At 41.1% G+C, this 17,021-nt stretch carries 17 protein-coding genes; 6 read left to right on the forward strand and 11 right to left on the reverse strand.

Going from position 1 to position 17,021, the window contains the following annotated elements; translation table 11 throughout:
* Positions 1-23 precede the first annotated feature (23 nt).
* The 3 genes from PGH26_RS07805 to PGH26_RS07815 all read right to left on the reverse strand — a co-directional run bounded on the left by PGH26_RS07805 (position 24) and on the right by PGH26_RS07815 (position 2,573).
* Positions 24-1,268 (reverse strand): hypothetical protein, encoded by a 1,245-nt coding sequence (locus tag PGH26_RS07805; protein WP_323693424.1) that lies wholly within the window; start codon positions 1,266-1,268, stop codon positions 24-26.
* 18 nt (positions 1,269-1,286) lie between these two features.
* Positions 1,287-1,661: a nucleotide excision repair endonuclease gene (locus PGH26_RS07810; protein ID WP_323693425.1), complete on the reverse strand. Its 375-nt coding sequence runs from the start codon at positions 1,659-1,661 to the stop codon at positions 1,287-1,289.
* Positions 1,662-1,781: 120 nt separating this feature from the next.
* Complete coding sequence (locus tag PGH26_RS07815; RefSeq protein ID WP_323693426.1) at positions 1,782-2,573, reverse strand: VLRF1 family aeRF1-type release factor; 792 nt, start codon at positions 2,571-2,573, stop codon at positions 1,782-1,784.
* Between the two features lie 219 nt (positions 2,574-2,792).
* Between PGH26_RS07815 and PGH26_RS07820 the strand changes: the two genes are divergently transcribed.
* The gene (locus tag PGH26_RS07820; RefSeq protein ID WP_323693427.1) at positions 2,793-3,485 is read left to right on the forward strand and encodes a YjjG family noncanonical pyrimidine nucleotidase; all 693 of its coding nucleotides are present in this window, start codon (positions 2,793-2,795) and stop codon (positions 3,483-3,485) included.
* 591 nt (positions 3,486-4,076) lie between these two features.
* Here the strand turns inward: PGH26_RS07820 and PGH26_RS07825 are convergent.
* From PGH26_RS07825 to PGH26_RS07845, 6 genes are all read right to left on the reverse strand, one after another.
* Positions 4,077-5,189 (reverse strand): transposase, encoded by a 1,113-nt coding sequence (locus PGH26_RS07825; RefSeq protein ID WP_323693486.1) that lies wholly within the window; start codon positions 5,187-5,189, stop codon positions 4,077-4,079.
* The gene (locus PGH26_RS16170) at positions 5,161-5,643 is read right to left on the reverse strand and encodes a transposase family protein (RefSeq protein ID WP_431312526.1); all 483 of its coding nucleotides are present in this window, start codon (positions 5,641-5,643) and stop codon (positions 5,161-5,163) included. The genes PGH26_RS07825 and PGH26_RS16170 overlap by 29 nt, the downstream gene beginning before the upstream one ends.
* A gap of 361 nt (positions 5,644-6,004) precedes the next feature.
* On the reverse strand, positions 6,005-6,988 hold the full coding sequence (locus PGH26_RS07830) for a YecA family protein (RefSeq protein ID WP_323693428.1): 984 nt from the start codon (positions 6,986-6,988) through the stop codon (positions 6,005-6,007).
* Between the two features lie 68 nt (positions 6,989-7,056).
* On the reverse strand, positions 7,057-8,625 hold the full coding sequence (locus tag PGH26_RS07835; protein WP_323693429.1) for a sensor domain-containing diguanylate cyclase: 1,569 nt from the start codon (positions 8,623-8,625) through the stop codon (positions 7,057-7,059).
* A gap of 93 nt (positions 8,626-8,718) precedes the next feature.
* Positions 8,719-9,627 (reverse strand): patatin-like phospholipase family protein, encoded by a 909-nt coding sequence (locus PGH26_RS07840; protein WP_323693430.1) that lies wholly within the window; start codon positions 9,625-9,627, stop codon positions 8,719-8,721.
* Positions 9,628-10,046: 419 nt separating this feature from the next.
* Positions 10,047-11,240 (reverse strand): MFS transporter, encoded by a 1,194-nt coding sequence (locus PGH26_RS07845; RefSeq protein ID WP_323693431.1) that lies wholly within the window; start codon positions 11,238-11,240, stop codon positions 10,047-10,049.
* A gap of 81 nt (positions 11,241-11,321) precedes the next feature.
* Between PGH26_RS07845 and PGH26_RS07850 the strand changes: the two genes are divergently transcribed.
* The 3 genes from PGH26_RS07850 (at position 11,322) to PGH26_RS07860 (ending at position 14,194) form a co-directional block, all read left to right on the forward strand.
* Positions 11,322-11,573, forward strand: a complete 252-nt coding sequence (locus PGH26_RS07850) for a hypothetical protein (protein WP_323693432.1) — start codon at positions 11,322-11,324, stop codon at positions 11,571-11,573.
* A gap of 127 nt (positions 11,574-11,700) precedes the next feature.
* Positions 11,701-13,308 carry an ABC-F family ATP-binding cassette domain-containing protein gene (locus PGH26_RS07855; protein ID WP_323693433.1) on the forward strand — a complete coding sequence of 536 codons (1,608 nt, stop codon included), beginning with the start codon at positions 11,701-11,703 and terminating at the stop codon, positions 13,306-13,308.
* A 142-nt stretch (positions 13,309-13,450) separates the two neighbouring features.
* Positions 13,451-14,194 (forward strand): hypothetical protein, encoded by a 744-nt coding sequence (locus tag PGH26_RS07860; RefSeq protein WP_323690532.1) that lies wholly within the window; start codon positions 13,451-13,453, stop codon positions 14,192-14,194.
* A 55-nt stretch (positions 14,195-14,249) separates the two neighbouring features.
* Here the strand turns inward: PGH26_RS07860 and PGH26_RS07865 are convergent, their stop codons facing one another.
* Positions 14,250-14,450 (reverse strand): cold-shock protein, encoded by a 201-nt coding sequence (locus PGH26_RS07865; RefSeq protein WP_025784299.1) that lies wholly within the window; start codon positions 14,448-14,450, stop codon positions 14,250-14,252.
* Positions 14,451-14,637: 187 nt separating this feature from the next.
* The gene (locus PGH26_RS07870; protein ID WP_323690533.1) at positions 14,638-14,958 is read right to left on the reverse strand and encodes a DUF1033 family protein; all 321 of its coding nucleotides are present in this window, start codon (positions 14,956-14,958) and stop codon (positions 14,638-14,640) included.
* Positions 14,959-15,165: 207 nt separating this feature from the next.
* On the opposite strand from PGH26_RS07870, the gene PGH26_RS07875 reads away from it, so the two are divergent.
* Both PGH26_RS07875 and PGH26_RS07880 read left to right on the forward strand, forming a co-directional pair.
* Positions 15,166-15,840: a 5-bromo-4-chloroindolyl phosphate hydrolysis family protein gene (locus PGH26_RS07875; protein ID WP_323690534.1), complete on the forward strand. Its 675-nt coding sequence runs from the start codon at positions 15,166-15,168 to the stop codon at positions 15,838-15,840.
* A complete protein-coding gene (locus PGH26_RS07880; RefSeq protein ID WP_323690535.1) occupies positions 15,815-17,011 on the forward strand; it encodes a toxic anion resistance protein in 1,197 nt (398 codons plus the stop codon). Before PGH26_RS07875 ends, PGH26_RS07880 begins: the two co-directional genes overlap by 26 nt.
* The last annotated feature ends 10 nt before the right edge of the window (positions 17,012-17,021 follow it).

A 17,021-nucleotide genomic window follows, 5' to 3' on the forward strand; every position in this document is an offset into this window, starting at 1 on the left:
CCGTTTCAAGCAAACCAAAAAGTTTACAAATCGTTTAGTTGTTTCAGTTCGCCTGTCACGGCATCTACACATTCTTCAGAATCCAGCAATCCGCATAGTCTGTAGATTCCTGATTCTTGATGGAACACATATTTAGGATCGAGTGTAATAAACGAAACCATTTTTTCAAAAGCTTCTTCCTGAGAGACCGTTTCGACACGAGGTTGTGTGAACCCTTCAAATAGATGTGTCATTTCATTTGAATCCATGAAATTCATGACTCCATATGTATCCTTATTAAGCATGACCAAAATCTTTCTGCGAAGCGGACCTGCAATCTCCCCTAATTTCCGGCAAACTACTTCTATATTTCCCGGCTGCTGCATTATGCGATAGATTTCCCATTCGCCTGATTCTTCAGGAATCTCAGAAGACAAAAATGCAGTCACTGATTGTATACAGTGTTTAACAGCATCATCTGATACAACATTATCGGGATGGTTCAGAATTGCAAAGGCTTCTTCAGAACTCAATTCACGACTGAATGGCTGAACGGGTATTCTGTCGAACTGATAATTTGAAATGGATTCCCATCGCAGTACGGTTCTTGGATAATGCGCGCTCTGTTCATTAGAAAAGTACGGTAAGACTGTCCCATCTTGTGCGATGTACACTTCATCAATTGCATAGTAATCTGCAAAGCGGGCTTCATCTTCAATGGGCAAGCGAATTACAGTAAGCTGCTGTCGTACCAGCGGCTCAATTGCTTCAAGCGTCATAGAAAAAGGACCTTCTTCAAAATTATTCGTTCCGAGAATCGGTAAAATGCAATGAAGCAATCTTCCGGATTCATCCCATTGAAGCTCTACAAAGCCGTCCGTTTGAACAGGAATACCTTGATGCATGACATCGCCATCAATTCCATTTCGTGTACGATTGGTTAAAACAATGGTATCTCCTGAACCGAATCCAGTCTGTTGTTGCACCCATTTTAAAAATGCTTCTTCATTTGCCGCAATAGGGTCAGCAAAAGATTGCTCACCTTGAGTTGACGAATTCTGCAGTTGCTGAAAACGGAGTGAATACCGGGTAGAAACTGTTCCATCCGGGAGAGTGTCAACCTCATCGGGTGCCTTTGCTGCAGGCGGAAGCCAGTCTGCATTCAGCAGAATATCAAATCCGCCGAATGCAGACACTTCTTGTGAAAGAGTGTATGTGTGAAGAACAAACTTGTTAAGACCAAGCATTGATTTCAGTTCTTCTAGCACAGTTTCAATTCGTTGATCCAAAGTGCTCGCCTCCCTGCTTTACTCGAAAAAGACTTTATCTGTGTTGTACTTAGCACGCATTGTATTAATGATGTAGGTTTCGTAAATTTCACGTTCCATTGCATCATCAACGTTGATTACAGCAATCTTATTAATTTCTTCACGATGCGGTTTTAATGGTGATACGTTGTCTTCTAAGTGCTTTTTCACTCGCGGACGCAGCTTCCGTGCTTTACCAACAAAAAGCAATTCGTCTTGTTTGTTGTAGAATAAAATGATTCCGCCTTTGTCGCGCGGAATTTCATGCAAGTCGACAAATCCGCAGATGGGTTTGATGGGTACAATATTCGCCAATACTTTTTGGAGCCGTTGTTCAATTTTTACGTCAATTTCAGGAATAGTTATTGAAATCATTCATGTCACGTCCTATCTAGTTTTGTTATAAATCCTACCACAGTTTCATTCAGAATGCGATTTGTCAATATATTGCGACGAAAAAAGCGTCCCATGTAAATGGACGCATAGTTAAAAGTATCATTTTTCAAAGACTTCATGAAGCACTTTATCTGGTGTCGAGTTATTTAAATTTTTATGAAGCACACTTTTAGGTTTTTGATTCATCGCAGCGGCGAAAGACTGAGAAGACTCGGCTTCACCGATAACGTGGATTTCATCCCAATGACGTTCTTTTTTCATTTTATCGATATCGGATGCCATGGATTTATAGAAACGCTCTAGATTTTCTTTTAGTCTCTGATCCAAATCATCAACATGACTGCCGCCTGTTCCTCTATTCCCCGATGGATTCATACCTTTTTGTTCTCGCCACACATCGAGTCCTGAGTCAAAATAATAGACGAGATCATCTGCTACGTAGCCCATAGCGGTGTCGATTATTCGCACATTTCCAACACTTGGCATTATGACTCCCGAATTTGGATACGCTTTCAACATATATTGCAGCTCGTCAATCACTGGATGGTTCTCCCAATGAAAGCTCGTCTTAACTGCAATTTGGACATAGTGGACTGACCACAGGTCGGGATCATCCGCTGTGAAAATAACGACTCCTTTTTTCAAGTCGTTTTGGTTTTTTTCAATTTCTTTCGTAACTCTTTCTTTTGCTTTTTTAAATGCTTCCATTTCTTTCTCATTTGAAGCTTCTAAGTATTCCTCCAGACGCTTTAATCCAGATTTTAAATGGATTTTCCAAGCACCTTTCTGCTGATCAGGATCAGCTGGATTCGTATTCAAATACACACTTAGTACACAACGGTTTTCACAATGGTAATCTTTCAGAGTTTGAAGTTCTTCACTTACTGACATTATCGCTTCGACCTCCTCATGATCTGCTTCTCTTTGTGTGATACCCTTCCAATCAAAAGTTAAACGGAATAAAAATTAATTATGGAAAGGCACAAAGTGGTAATCAATTTAGTGTATGCGGGTAATGAGGAAACACCGTTCTTTGATTTGAAAGCTTGTTTTAAACGTGATGGGAATGCTATACTTTTACAAACAAATTTGAAGACAGGTGATGTTTCGATGAATTATGATGTTTTCCTTTTCGATCTGGATGATACCCTTTTAGAATTTAATACAAGTGAGCGGAACGCATTCCGCAATGCATTTACACAAGCAGGACTCGAAGAAGGAATAGATGGGTACAGAACTGAATACAAAGCAATTAGTAAAGTGCTTTGGCGGCAATTGGAAGAAGGCACAACGACTATGGATGAACTGAACGTGAGCCGTTTCCGCCAATTATTTGATAAATTCGGGATTGAGCTGGATCCTGTAAGTTTTTCTGACACGTATCTAACTTTACTTGGCAAGGAAGCTCATTTAATAGATGGTGTCTTGGAAATGTTAGATCGTTTAGGTGATGTCCGACTAGCCATTGTAACCAACGGGTTTGTAAAAGCACAAATTGCCCGCGTCGCATGTTCAGCACTAAATAACCGTTTTGAAACAATTGTCTCTTCTGATGAAGCCGGTTTCCAAAAACCGCGGCCGGAGATTTTCCAGGAAGCGCTGGATCGTCTCGGCGTGACTGACAAGTCCCGTGTGTTAATGACCGGTGATTCTCTCACTTCGGATATCCGTGGAGGCATGAATTACGGGGTGGATACATGTTGGTATAACCCAGATGGATTGAAAAATACAACGAATAACATTCCGACTTATGAAATAAGTAATTGGGCACAATTTAACATCAGAGAAAAAACAACGAATTAATTTAAGAACAGTTGCTGGATGTCAGGTTTTCTGATGTCAGCAGCTGTTTTGTTTGTAGGAGGAATATTTTTTTAGCGATTGTTATCATTTCTTCAATCTAGAGTCCAATTGACGGCAAGTTATTAACTTGTGCATTTAAAAAAGCGAAGCGTTACCAATTAATCCTTTAACGATATTTAAATGTGAATGATTGAGCATCAAACAGCCTAGATTATCGATTCACCGTTGGGGCTTTTGCGTTGTTCACCGTTGGGGCTTTTGCGTTGAATTGATGAATATGGCTGGCGTTTGTTTGGGGACGTGAGATGATTGGTGGATTATGAGCGCTTTTTGTGGTTTATGATCACTTTGCTATGTTTATGATCACTTCCCTGGCTTTATGAGCGCTTTCTCGGGTTTATGATCACTTCCCTGGCTTTATGAGCGCTTTCTCGGGTTTATGATCACTTCCCTGGCTTTATGAGCGCTTTCGCGGGTTTATGATCACTTCCCCGGCTTTATGAGCGCTTTCGCGGGTTTATGGTTCTTACGCGAAAACGGGGAGTTAGCCTCTAACCTATTACGTCTTGAATGATTACTTTTTGAAAATAATTACAGGTGATACAATACTCGCTTTTCCAAGACCTTAAAGCCTGCTCGACCATACATTAAGCGCTTAAGTGTCTTTAATCGATTGACATTTCCTTCTGTTGGACCATTGCTCCAATGCAAACGTATCCCAAGCAGAATGGCGTCTAAATCGTTTTTCACTCCTTGGAAAAACGATTGGATAGATTTATTTTCAAAACCCTTATGGTTTTCTATCCATTGTGGCAATTGGTCAGCTGCTTTTTCTTTGATCAATGATCGAAATGAATGAATTAGCTTACTTAATTCTTTTATCAAAGGGAATGTTGACAGAAAGTCAGGATGGAAGCTTTGTAGTTCTTCAAGAACGTCTTCATTATCAGGATTCCATAATAACCGTAAGGTCTTTTGCCGAAAAGACAGACCTGGGGTTTCCAATTTAGCAGAGCGATTACGTGCGCTCGTAATCATTCCAGTCAATGTATCCAGGGATCCAGTATACCCTTGAGATCGGCATGTCTCCTCAATTTGGTCGGAACTCATTTTATCTTTCACCAGTGAAGAAACCAAGGGATAGTAGGCGGTATCCGGCGAAGCACGTTCCTCATAAGGAGGCACTGTCTGATTTAAGTCGGAGTAGACGGTGTTCCTTACAACGCCGAGTTTCCGTGCGATAGTTGCGACACGATATCCCTCTGAAAATAACTGCTGGGATTGTTGAATACGCTGCCATCTTTCTTCAGACCGGTTCCATGGAACCGAATCAGACTCTTGGGCTAAAGTCGTTTCAACTTTTTTATCCTCGGTTATAGAAGATGCGTTCCACTTCCTAGGGATACACGAATAAATGGCTTTTTTTGACGCTTCGAACAGCTGATGAAGTACATGCCAGCGATCAGCCACCTGCTGAATAGTAGGCGAAGCATCATGAACTGCCTTGGCATACCCTCTTGATCCGTCCCGAGTAATAAGACAGATTTCCGGATGGCCTAAAAGCCACTTCGTGACTTCCGCTGAATCTCTTGTCGGTATCAACCCTAGCGGCTTGTTTGTCTCCAAATCAATAAAAATCGTTCCATAAGATAGACGCTTCTTGAACGCGAAGTCATCAATTCCTACAAAAGGGAGAGCCCTCAGGCTTCTCTGGGGTAAATGATTTGTTTTTTATGGATCGTAAAATCGTGTCATGACTGACTGGAATGTGAAGAGAGCGGCAGATCTTTTCCGCAGCCAGGCAACTCGTCGAAAATCCGATGGTCTCAATCACTCTTTCTAATCGTTCTGTTCTTCTGTGATAAGGTTGTAGCCATGAGATTCGCTCAGTGAAAACCCGTGCGTCACACTCGGTATTTTCGCAGAACCACTTACTTGTAATCACCTGGATTTCGACCGGAGTGTCTGCATTAGCTAAATCTTTCACCAATCGAGTGTATCGGCTATGGCGACGATGGGAAGTTTCCTGGCACTTTGGGCATTTGGAAGAACTAGAACGAAGTTCAATAATAAGAAAAATCACATCATCTGTCTGTTTGAAATACAAGAGTTGATCTTTTTCTATGAACGGAAGTGTTAAATTCGTTAGCAATTCCATAGGGAGCCACCCTTTCGTTTTTTCTAAAACTATACCCAGAAAATGACGAAACAAATCCTCCCCAAACCACCGTAAGAACCGGGTTTATGATCACTTCCCCGGCTTTATGAGCGCTTTCGCGGGTTTATGATCACTTCCCCGGCTTTATGAGCGCTTTCGCGGGTTTATGATCACTTCCCTGGCTTTATGAGCGCTTTCGCGGGTTTATGATCATTCCCCTGGTTTTATGAGCGCTTTCGCGGGTTTATGATCATTCCCCTGGTTATATGAGCATTGTTCACTCATAAGAATACCCTCCCCCAAACATTCCCCACAGACAAAACGAAGCCCATGCTCAAAATTGAGCATGGGCATCTGATCATTATTCATTCATTTTCGTTTCAGTATACTCTGTGATACCGTTGTAATAACGGTTTAAAGATGACGGGGATACACCGAATTCATCAGCAATCGCCTTCACTGTAAAGTCGAGAGTTTCAAACAATCCCTTTTCTTGTCCGTAACGGATGGCGCCAGCTGCAATGGCGACATCTTTGCGAGCGTTCGGTTGTTCTTCGACTAAATAGTCTTCAATTAACTCCAAGAGTTCATCCGATTTACGAGCATGTGCTTCTAGGAATGAGGCAATTCTTGCTAGGACGCCTTGTTCGAAATCTGTGAACTCTTCTCCTTTATATCCATTTTCCGCTAACTGTTCCCACAAATTCACTGAATGATTCTTCATGTATGTTTCTGTATCTTGATCCACATTGGTAAACGCTGTTACAAATTCATCAAATACAGAACTTTGGTCGACTGGGAAGAAGATAAGCGTTGAGACGGCGAGAACTCCATCCACACCGTCCGGTAACGTGAAACACCAGAGATGAACATCTTCTGGTACTGGCTTATCTGACTCTCTGCGCAACAAGACCGTCCGGTTATTCAGCCGGTCGTAAACGGTTAAGTAGGATTCTTCCGTCTTAACCACTTGTCCTAGTAAAGTTTGTGGCACTGTCCAGCTCTCAAGAACTTTAATAACGGATGGACGAACCGCTTTCTTCAATTGCTTTCGCGCAAAACCTTCCCAGATATCCGTCCGATTATGGAAGAAGAATTCATCTAATGCTATCGCTTCAATCATTTCTTCTGAATACGCTGCAGAAAGTGGAAGTTTCCATTGGATGGCGAATTCACGATAATCCCCAAAGTCTTTTTGCTTTGGATATTCATCATAAAACGACTGCAGAGTGCGTTCCAATTCTTCCGCTTGAACGATTTCTACAGTGAGCTCTTCTTTACCTGCACAACATTTCTTATATTTCTTTCCGCTGCCGCATGGGCACGGATCATTTCTACCGATCATCTTCAACACCTGCTTCTTTCTAAGCTGTTGTCCAGTTTACCACTTTTTTGTGCTGCATGGAAGTTTGCCTACATGTGATGATTCCGGTCATTCGCATTGACGACCCGGTTGCGGCCAGTTTCCTTTGCATAGTAAAGGCATTCGTCAGCCAATTCAAGCAGTCGTAAAAAGTGCTCAGCATGTTCGGGTATATTAGCCACTCCAGCAGAAAAAGTAATCGGCTCACCGATGGGACTAACTTCAGAAAACACATTTATTCTAATAGTATTTGTTAGTTCAGTCGCTTCCGGGAATTCAATTTCAGGTAAAAGTATCACAAATTCTTCACCGCCAAAACGATAGCACATTCCTTTGTCTTTTGTGTAATGCTTTAACTTTCCAGCTAAATATTTTAACACTTCATCTCCCATATTATGGCCATATGTATCATTGACTCTCTTGAATCGGTCAATATCTAAAATCACTAAGGAAAAGGGAACTTTTTGTTCCACAAGGACTCTGGCTTGCTCGTTTAGGGCTCTCCTATTTAAAAGGCCAGTGAGGGAATCCGTAGAAGATTCTTGTATAAAATGATTAACTTTATCCTGGAACCTGCTAAAGCTGTCAGTTAAAGCGAGATCCAGCTGAATTGCTTCATGATACCATGCACCGCTCTCTAGCGTTGAATGACCTTCTCTTTCTAATTGATGGGTCGCATAACTCGCTAATTTTTCAAGTGGTTGAGCAATTTTTGAAGCAAAATATAAAATAATCAGTGCAGATAATAGAATAAATGGGAGTGACTTTAAAATCATTTCCTTCAGCATCACTTTTGAGGAAGCCAGTGCGATTGCAGTGGGTCTTTGGGAAACGACTCCCCACTTCGTAAGAGGGACTGAGGCATAACCAGCCAGCATATCCTGATTTTTGCTGTTCAAGAGCCTCATACTGCCGCTATTTCCCTTCCTTAACTCTGCTATTACCCTGTTCTTTGTGACATACTCTCCCACACGGCCACGATCCAAGTGGTACAGCAGCATGCCTTCTTCATCGACGACATAAACGTATGAACCATCTTCATAAAAGTGTTGTCCCAATAAGTCATTCAAGATGTTTTCTTCTTTAAGATAAATACTTCCGCCAATCAACCCCATCACATGATTTGAGGCATCAAGGATCGGTGTAGATATAAAAACTACCAATCGTCCAGTTTGTGATTGGTAAGGCTTACTGATTGAAGGTTTACCTGCAGTTAACGTCTCAATTCCAACATCGTCTGTCAGCGGCTTTCCGATTAACTCTCGAATGCCTGAAGATGTTCCCCGGACAATTCCGCGGCTGTCTGCAATAATTACTGAACTTAACGAATCTGCTTGAACTACTAATCGTTCTGCTTCATGATTCAGTTTCGCAGCGTCAGCAGAACTTAATGAGAGAGACAGTTCATTCGCAGAATACGCTAGAGTTTTTTCGGTTCTTAAAAGAAAATCTTCTGTCGTTTTCGCTAACTTTTGCGCATAAGCAAAGTTTGTTTCTAACGTAGTTTTTTCAAGGGTTTGCTGATCAGCACGGTATCCGGCATATAGACTGCTTGCTAATGTTAATGTAATAGAAAGCCATGCGATGGCCAACAATAAATGCTTTAAGGATATCTTCATACCGAACACCGTCCTTCTAGCAAAGTAGTCATTATCTCTTAAGACTATTATACCAGTTCTCGACAAAAAACAACATATTTACTTACCTAATTTTCAAACTATTCTCGTTAACGAGGGTGATTTTCCCCATTGTTTTAAAAAGTTGGTAGCTGATACTTCTCCGCTAATAACTAGTGTGTCTTTTTGCTCGTCTGACAAATCGAATTGCACTGCGGAGATTCCGTCTGTCGGAATGAAGAGAACATCTTTTTCTAATCTTTTAGAAACGTGTTTTTCATCGTGAGCGTCCTTCATCGTCGTAAAGAGTGCTTCGTAAAGTCCCAATCCATTTCGGATAACTGTTTTTTTCTTATCTGCTGGATTGTGACTCAATTTCATACCAACAATCGGGCGGATTTCTCCATTTTCAGGCTCATTGAATACCCATAAAGGAAAATTGCTAAGCACTCCGCCATCTACGGTCACTGAGTTTCCTGCTAATGAATGCAGGATAACCGGTTCGAAAAAGAAAGGAATACTTGTGCTCATTCGTAACGCACGGGCAACAGGGAAAAAATCTGGTCTTAACCCGTACTCTCCTAGATCATCAGGCAGCACAATCAATTTTCCATTAGTTAAGTCAGATACAATAATTTTAAGGGAGCCTTCCGGCAGATCTGCAAATGTATAAACTCCTTTTTCTGCCAGGATGTCACTAAACCAATTTTCTAGTGCCGTTCCTTGATATAGCCCCATACGCCAATAAAGCTGCAGCCACTTCATAAATGGAATCGGGATAAATGTCTTTCTTGCATCTAGCAGTTCGGGAAAGTTTTGCTGCTGCATGATGTCTTCCATTTCAACCGCCGTGTATCCGGCTGCTAACATTGCAGCGACAATGGCTCCTGCACTCGTGCCGACAGTACGCTTAAACGTGTAGCCATTTTGTTCGAACACTTTACACGCGCCAACTAACGCAAGCCCCTTTAATCCCCCGCCTGAAAAGACGCCGTCAATTTCCATGCAATCTCCACCTTTCTGCAGCCATATAGCTTACTGTAAGAAACATCCCTTTCTTTTAGAACCAATTCATCCAATAAACCAAGCCCTCTAAATCAATTGTTGACTGTCTCACGTTAAGGTGTTATGATTATTAAGTTATAACCAGTTAGCTGATTCTTGAATACTGGCATTCTGCGGAATGTTTACCCATTATACGTATTCAAACTGGCGCGGCTATAGGGCCGCAAGGACGCAAAAGTAGGTAGGGTTTGCGTTGCTTATGTTAGGAAACAACTGCTGAACAACGACCGCGGCAATGATCGTTGTGAGTAAATACACAATTCTAGATGATAATAGAAGTAACATTTTCTGATATTCAATAATCGGCTATACAAAAAAACAAAGGGATGCCCCAACCGGGCATCCCTTTTCCAATTCCTCTATTCAGTTTTATCCCCTATTAACAATGCCAAAATGATCATACCGATAAATAGTGAGGCAAATAATGCGATCGTCACTTGATGGTTATTGGTTGCATCATATAATACTCCGATTAGTAACGGCAAAATTCCGCCGATAATGTATCCGCCTGTTTGCATCATCGCTGTCCAAGAATTAGTTTCTGCTGCATTCTCAGTTTCATCTAACGGCAGGACAAGTGCAATCGGGAACATGCCTCCTAACGGCACTCCCATTAGAAGCGCACCAACCCACAAAAACGGTACATGCCCTGTCGCAAACATTCCAACTGCAACTAACCCAATTAGGAGAATAAACAGCAGCCACATTTTTCTGCCGGGATAACGTTCCATCATAAGTGGAATTGTAATATTCAAAACAATTTGTACCGCCGTCATAAGACTGACCAGCGTACCCGCTTGCACAATTGTCATCCCTTTCGAAATTGCGATTGGCGCAAGCCAGATAACGATTGAGAAAAACGCTGCTGACTGCAAACCGAAGAAGAATAGGAATAACCACGCTTTGCTGTTTTTCCAAGGTGAACGGAATTCGCTTACTTTTTGTTTAGATGACTTTCCTGCTTGTTGATGTACGACTAGCTGATCAGTTGCAGAAGCGAGCCAAACTGCAATTCCTGCAAATGCCAGAACTGCCCAAATACTGAGCGCAAATGGGTAGGAGCCGGTCAATTCGTAGAAATATGCGGATAATCCCGTACTTGCAGTAGCTCCCGCTCCGAGACCGAAAGAATAAATTCCAATTACAGGACCAGCACGGTGAGGAAAGTTCTGCTTAATCATTGCTGAAAGTAATGGACCGGCGATGGCAATTGCAATCCCTACTCCAATAGAAGAAACTAGGAGCATTGTATACGTTGGTATGAAATCACGAAGTGCAGTCATTACACCAATGACTGCAACCATGAAAATCATCGTTGCATTCAAACCGAATCTCCTATTTAGCACTGGAGCCAATGAAGCAAACACGCCCATGCAGATGACGGGCAAGGCCGTCAGAAGGCTCACTTGTGCATTCGTCAATGACAGTTGCCCCCTAATTAAGTCAAGGAGCGGACCAATTGATGTAATGGCTGGCCGCATGTTTAAGGACACTGCAAAGATTGCAAAGATCAAGAGTACTGTTTTTTTTGTTGTGAGTTGGTTAGGATTCATAAGGATTCCTTTCTGATATCGGCATCGAACTTGCGTTTGGTTTCTTCTAGTCGTATAATTTTCTGTGAAAGGATGAAGTCTATGAAACTAATTCATTGGTCCTATACACGGAAATATCAGGTTAAAAGTGTATTCGACATGTTTCCTGACACCGTTGTTGTGTTCCGCCAAATCAATGGGTATTACTTCATTAACACGATGAAAGGGCTGGATCCGCTTGGATTACCCTCTCGCAAACATTATGTACAAATGGAGTATTTGATCAATAAAGAACTTGGCACATTGCCAGCATATAAAAATCGCAGAGCTCTTCAAAAGAAAGAAAGTTCTTGAACAATTTAGACGATATACCCATAGATGTATTGTAAGCTTGAAATTTGAATTTTGCCACTGTAAATTCCCCCACCGTAACGACAATCCGTGCTATAATGGGCAAAGTGTGAATTTTAGGAGGTCAATTATGTTAGCAGTAAGTAATGTAAGTCTTCGATTTGGAGACCGTAAACTATTTGAAGATGTTAATATACAGTTTAACCCTGGGAATTGTTATGGGCTAATCGGTGCAAATGGTGCCGGTAAATCAACATTCATTAAAATACTTTCCGGTGAAATCGAACCGCAAACCGGGAACGTCATTTTAAATAATGACGATCGCCTGGCAGTACTAAAACAGGATCACTTCGAATTCGAAGAAGTGCAAGTTCTTGAAACTGTGATTATGGGGCACAAACGGCTCTATGATATTATGACTGAAAAAAATGCGATTTATATGAAAGAGGACTTTTCAGATGAGGACGGCATGCGTGCTGCTGAACTTGAAGGTGAATTCGGAGAGCTAAACGGATGGGAAGCAGAATCCGAAGCAGCTATCCTTCTTCAAGGTCTTGGAATTTCTGAGAAGTTTCATACAATGAAAATGTCAGAACTTAACGGTTCCGACAAAGTGAAAGTTTTACTTGCTCAAGCTCTATTTGGTAAGCCAGACGTCCTGTTACTGGATGAGCCGACTAACCACTTGGACTTGAAAGCGATTCAGTGGTTGGAAGAATTCCTGATTAACTTCGAGAATACAGTTATCGTTGTTTCTCACGACCGTCACTTCCTAAACAAGGTATGTACACATATTGCGGACTTGGACTTTAGTAAAATCCAAATCTATGCAGGTAACTATGATTTCTGGTATGAGTCTAGTCAGCTGGCACTTAAACTTTCTCAGGAACAAAATAAGAAAAAAGAAGAAAAAGTTAAAGAATTACAAGCCTTCATTGCACGTTTCAGTGCGAACGCTTCCAAATCGAAGCAAGCCACTTCACGTAAAAAGACGTTGGATAAAATCGATATTGATGATATTAAACCATCATCACGCCGTTATCCATATGTGAACTTCCAGATGGGACGTGACATTGGTAATGATGTGCTAATGGTTCGCGACCTTTCTAAAGCTCAAGAAGGCGTTCAATTGTTGAAAGATGCCTCGTTTACATTGAACAAAGAAGATAAAGTTATTCTTATCGGAAATCCACTTGCTAAGACAGCTTTACTTGAAGTTTTAGCTGGCGAACAGGAACCTGATGCAGGAACAGTTAAATGGGGCGTCACAACGTCACAGGCTTATTTCCCTCTCGACAATAGCAAATTTTTCGAAGGCAATGAAAAGTCACTTGTTGAATGGCTCCGTCCTTACTCACCAGAAGATGAAACCGAAACGTTTTTACGCGGATTCCTCGGAAGAATGCTTTTCTCTGGCGAAGAAGTGAACAAAAAACCATCAGTTCTTTCAGGTGGAGAAAAAGTTCGTTGTATGCTGTCTAAAATGATGTTGACACATTCAAACGTCATCTTATTAGATGAGCCGACTAACCACTTGGATCTTGAATCGATTCAAGCATTGAACAATGGGCTAATTGCATACAAAGGCGTAATGATCTTCACTTCTCATGACCATCAGTTCATCCAGACAATTGCCAATCGCGTAATTGAAATTAATGATGATGGAACGATTTTCGACAAGATGATGAGCTATGATGAGTATTTGGAATGGAAAGAAACACAGCCCTCTGTAAAATAAGTTTAAAAACATTTCCAATTGAAATAGGAGCAGCTGCTTTTTTAGCAGCTGCTTTTTTCTTTGAGTTTTTTAATACAAGAAATAAACACTATACATACATTTTTGAAAAACGGTAATACTATTGGAAAAGGAGTGATTGACTATGAAAAAGGTTCCGTTTTTGTTTTTCTTACTCATTAGTCTCCTCGTCGTCTCCGCTTGTTCCAAACTGAACGGTGAAGATGTCACTGCTCCGGATAATTCCGGGAATAGCGGCCAAACAACTCCCCTTGACAAAAATGATTCCGATGCCGGAGGTGAAATCAAGGACAAGGATAAAGACAATGATGGCGTTGAAGAACTTGATGATCCGAACGCAGAAATCAAAGATCCTGCAATGCTTGATTATTTGCTCCCTGACAGTTCCAAAGCCCATTATGAAGGTGCTGGAAACGAGTATGCAGAGCTAGATGTTCAGGTATATCACCCTTACGAGGAATATGTGATGATTTATGAAAATAATGGCGGATCGATGGTGCGGAAACTTTATAAGGTGGAAAAAGATCGAATTTTAACCTTGGAGGAAAAGCATGTTGATGTGACGGAGAACGCTCCGCCAGTGGCTGAAATTGAAAAGATGGCAGTGACGGGGGTTTATTTGCAAAAGCCTTTTGAAAAGGGTGCAACATTCGGGAAATGGACGGTTGTCGATACAGATGCGACTGTGGATACTCCCTATAAAAAATTTGAACATGCGATTGTGATTGAAGAACAAGGTGACTCATACATTAACCGAAAATATTTTGTGGAAGGTTTTGGAGAAGTTAAACGAGAATCCGTGATGACGGTTAAAGGAGAAGATGATTTATTGGTCACCTCATCTATGGAATCCGTAACGAAACCATAAAGCGTAAAGAAAAAAGGAGACCCACTCGGAAAAGTGGGCCTCCTTTTGTTTGTTATTAGAGTTTAGTAACGTTTGCAGCTTGTAGACCGCGGTTACCTTCAACGATTTCGAACTCAACCTGCTGGCCTTCGTCCAAAGATTTGAAACCTTCGCCTTGAATAGCTGAGAAGTGTACGAATACGTCGTCTTCTCCGTCAACCTCGATGAAACCGAAACCTTTTTCTGCGTTGAACCACTTAACTGTACCTTGTTTCATAAATGAAAACCTCCAAATAATAATTGCTAATACATGAACCTGCTACAAAAAAGAAAATTCACGTATTACGAAAAGTACCGACGTCGCCGATCACTTTTTGTAATAGGTGAATCCGTTTCTCGTCGCGAGCACTTGCTATTAACCTTTGTTCTACTATACCATACCACTTTTAAATGTCAATTAAACATTATGAAATATTCCAATTACTTTCTTCTATAAAGGAAATCGGTTCACTGCCACGCAATAGAAAAACACCATGATATAATTGCATGTCATCATCGCATCCGTCACAATACGTTCTTTCACCAGGATTCCAAAATGCTGCGAATGTTCCCTTACGAGTTTTTTCTTTTTCAAAAAATCGGCGCATTTCATTCATAATAGAGATCGCAAAATCAATTGCCTCTTCTAAAGCATCAAATGTTTTTCTTAAACGGACCATCTCTTCCCATCCTTCAAACATCCACCAAGGTTCATAATCTGCTTTCATATAAATCACTTCGTACATGCTAAAACCTCTTTTCCTATACAGTTGACAATTATACAAAGCACTTCGGGTTTTTCCAAGCAATCTGTACTAATCTGCATTTCAAATGTTCGTCTGAATGGTGCTTATACGGTATACTAAAGAGAGATTAATGAGTCGATGAAACTTTTCCTGGTGCTTACACGTAATAAAGATATATATACTAACGATAAGGAGGGCTGACCGAAGATGAAAAAAGTCAAACAGTTTTTTATGCGGCACTTCATCGTGGCGCCCGTCAGTTTTGGAACATACCTCTTTTTACTGCTAGGAACCGGCATACCTTTTTTGGCATCAACGGGTATTCTCATCGCGATGTACCTTGGAGGTACTTTTGCCATTAAACAAGTCCAAATCAGCTCATCAGTGAAAGAACTTGGAATGACACGTTCTGAGTATCGACATATTGAATTACAACTTCATGAAGCCAAGCAAAAAATTAAAAAGTTGAATAGTCTATATGGACAGGTTCGCTCGGTTCAGGCTTTTCGTCAAGTGTATGAGCTGAGTAATCTTTCTAGAAAAGTGCTTACGATTGTACGCAACGATCCAAAGAAATTTTACCAGACCGAACAGTTTTTCTACGCACATCTGGATTCCGCAGTTGAACTGACTTCTAAATATGCACTGCTTGCCAATCAGCAACTGAAAGAAAAAGAAGTTCGTATTGCCTTGCAGCATACTCGAGAAACCATTACTGATGTCACCCATCAGCTGGAGAGTGATTTGCAGGATGCCCTAGCCACTGATTTAGCAGCCCTGCAACTTGAACTTGACTATGTAGATATTACAATGGCACGTAAAAAATCCTTGCCGAACACGAAAGGGGAAACATTAGATGACCGAAAATCAGCCAATGAATAATGACGTGAAATCTTTTGATGATTTACTCAGCAGTCCTTTTGATAGAAGTGAACCGATGCTCCCTAAAGAAATGCAAACAGAGCAAACTGAAAACAATGCTTCTGTAGCACTAATGGATCGTCTGTCACCTGAAGAACAGCAAAAAGCTAAAGAACTCGCCGATCAAATTCCTGTTGGTGATTATGAAGCGATATTAACTTACGGAGCTTCAGCACAAAACGAACTGTCTCGTTTTTCCCATAAAATGCTGGATCATGTTCAAAGTAAAGATATTGGTCCTGTCGGTGATGTCTTAAACGATTTAATGGGTAAGCTTTCTGAAATCGACCCTGATGATCTATCTGAAAAGAAAAAGTCCGGTTTGAGCCGCCTTTTCAATAAAGCATCCCGTTCTATACAAGAAATGATGACGAAGTATCAAAAACTAAGTACACAAATTGACCGGATCGGTGTGCAGCTGGAACACTCTAAACGAGGGTTAATAGAAGATGTTCATATGCTCGATAATCTATATGAACAGAACAAAACATATTTTCAAGCTCTTAACGTCTATATTGCCGCAGCTGAAATAAAGCGTGATGAACTTGCAAACATTACGATTCCACAGATGCGCTCAGATGCGCAGCTATCTAATGACCAGATGGCTATACAAGAAGTAAACGATATGAGTCAATTTCTCGATCGTTTGGAAAAACGTTTATATGACCTGCAGCTTTCCCGTCAGCTTACCATTCAAAGCGCACCGCAAATCCGGATGATTCAGCAGACGAACCAAACACTTGCAGAGAAAATACAATCATCCATCATGACATCCATTCCTTTATGGAAAAACCAAATTGCGATTGCGTTAACATTGAATCGCCAAAAGAAAGCTGTTGAATCGCAGCGCCTTGTGACGAAGACAACAAATGATCTATTGCTTCGTAATTCTGAAATGCTAAAACTGAATTCAATAGAAACCGCAAAGGAAAACGAACGCGGTATCATTGAAATCGATACGCTGAAAAAGACCCAGGAAAACTTGATCCAGACAATTGAAGAAACTCTTGTCATCCAAGCAGACGGCCGCGTGAAACGGAAAGAAGCAGAACGTGAAATCGGCAGAATGGAAGAAGAGTTAAAGCAACGCCTCCTCAATATCCATGAAAAAACGCAAAACCGCCCATTATAAGGTGGTTTTG

The organism is Sporosarcina jeotgali (assembly GCF_033304595.1).
GTDB lineage: Bacteria > Bacillota > Bacilli > Bacillales_A > Planococcaceae > Sporosarcina > Sporosarcina jeotgali.

Excerpts from the sequence above, each read along its gene's own strand:
- PGH26_RS07820 (WP_323693427.1), top strand. The coding sequence starts at position 2,793 with ATGAATTATGATGTTTTCCTTTTCGATCTGGATGATACCCTTTTAGAA.
- PGH26_RS07865 (WP_025784299.1), bottom strand. The coding sequence starts at position 14,450 with ATGAAACAAGGTACAGTTAAGTGGTTCAACGCAGAAAAAGGTTTCGGT.
- PGH26_RS07810 (WP_323693425.1), bottom strand. The coding sequence starts at position 1,661 with ATGATTTCAATAACTATTCCTGAAATTGACGTAAAAATTGAACAACGG.
- PGH26_RS07860 (WP_323690532.1), top strand. The coding sequence starts at position 13,451 with ATGAAAAAGGTTCCGTTTTTGTTTTTCTTACTCATTAGTCTCCTCGTC.
- PGH26_RS07850 (WP_323693432.1), top strand. The coding sequence starts at position 11,322 with ATGAAACTAATTCATTGGTCCTATACACGGAAATATCAGGTTAAAAGT.
- PGH26_RS07870 (WP_323690533.1), bottom strand. The coding sequence starts at position 14,958 with ATGTACGAAGTGATTTATATGAAAGCAGATTATGAACCTTGGTGGATG.
- PGH26_RS07830 (WP_323693428.1), bottom strand. The coding sequence starts at position 6,988 with ATGATCGGTAGAAATGATCCGTGCCCATGCGGCAGCGGAAAGAAATAT.
- PGH26_RS07840 (WP_323693430.1), bottom strand. The coding sequence starts at position 9,627 with ATGGAAATTGACGGCGTCTTTTCAGGCGGGGGATTAAAGGGGCTTGCG.
- PGH26_RS07880 (WP_323690535.1), top strand. The coding sequence starts at position 15,815 with ATGACCGAAAATCAGCCAATGAATAATGACGTGAAATCTTTTGATGAT.
- PGH26_RS07875 (WP_323690534.1), top strand. The coding sequence starts at position 15,166 with ATGAAAAAAGTCAAACAGTTTTTTATGCGGCACTTCATCGTGGCGCCC.
- PGH26_RS16170 (WP_431312526.1), bottom strand. The coding sequence starts at position 5,643 with ATGGAATTGCTAACGAATTTAACACTTCCGTTCATAGAAAAAGATCAA.
- PGH26_RS07835 (WP_323693429.1), bottom strand. The coding sequence starts at position 8,625 with ATGAAGATATCCTTAAAGCATTTATTGTTGGCCATCGCATGGCTTTCT.
- PGH26_RS07845 (WP_323693431.1), bottom strand. The coding sequence starts at position 11,240 with ATGAATCCTAACCAACTCACAACAAAAAAAACAGTACTCTTGATCTTT.
- PGH26_RS07815 (WP_323693426.1), bottom strand. The coding sequence starts at position 2,573 with ATGTCAGTAAGTGAAGAACTTCAAACTCTGAAAGATTACCATTGTGAA.
- PGH26_RS07855 (WP_323693433.1), top strand. The coding sequence starts at position 11,701 with ATGTTAGCAGTAAGTAATGTAAGTCTTCGATTTGGAGACCGTAAACTA.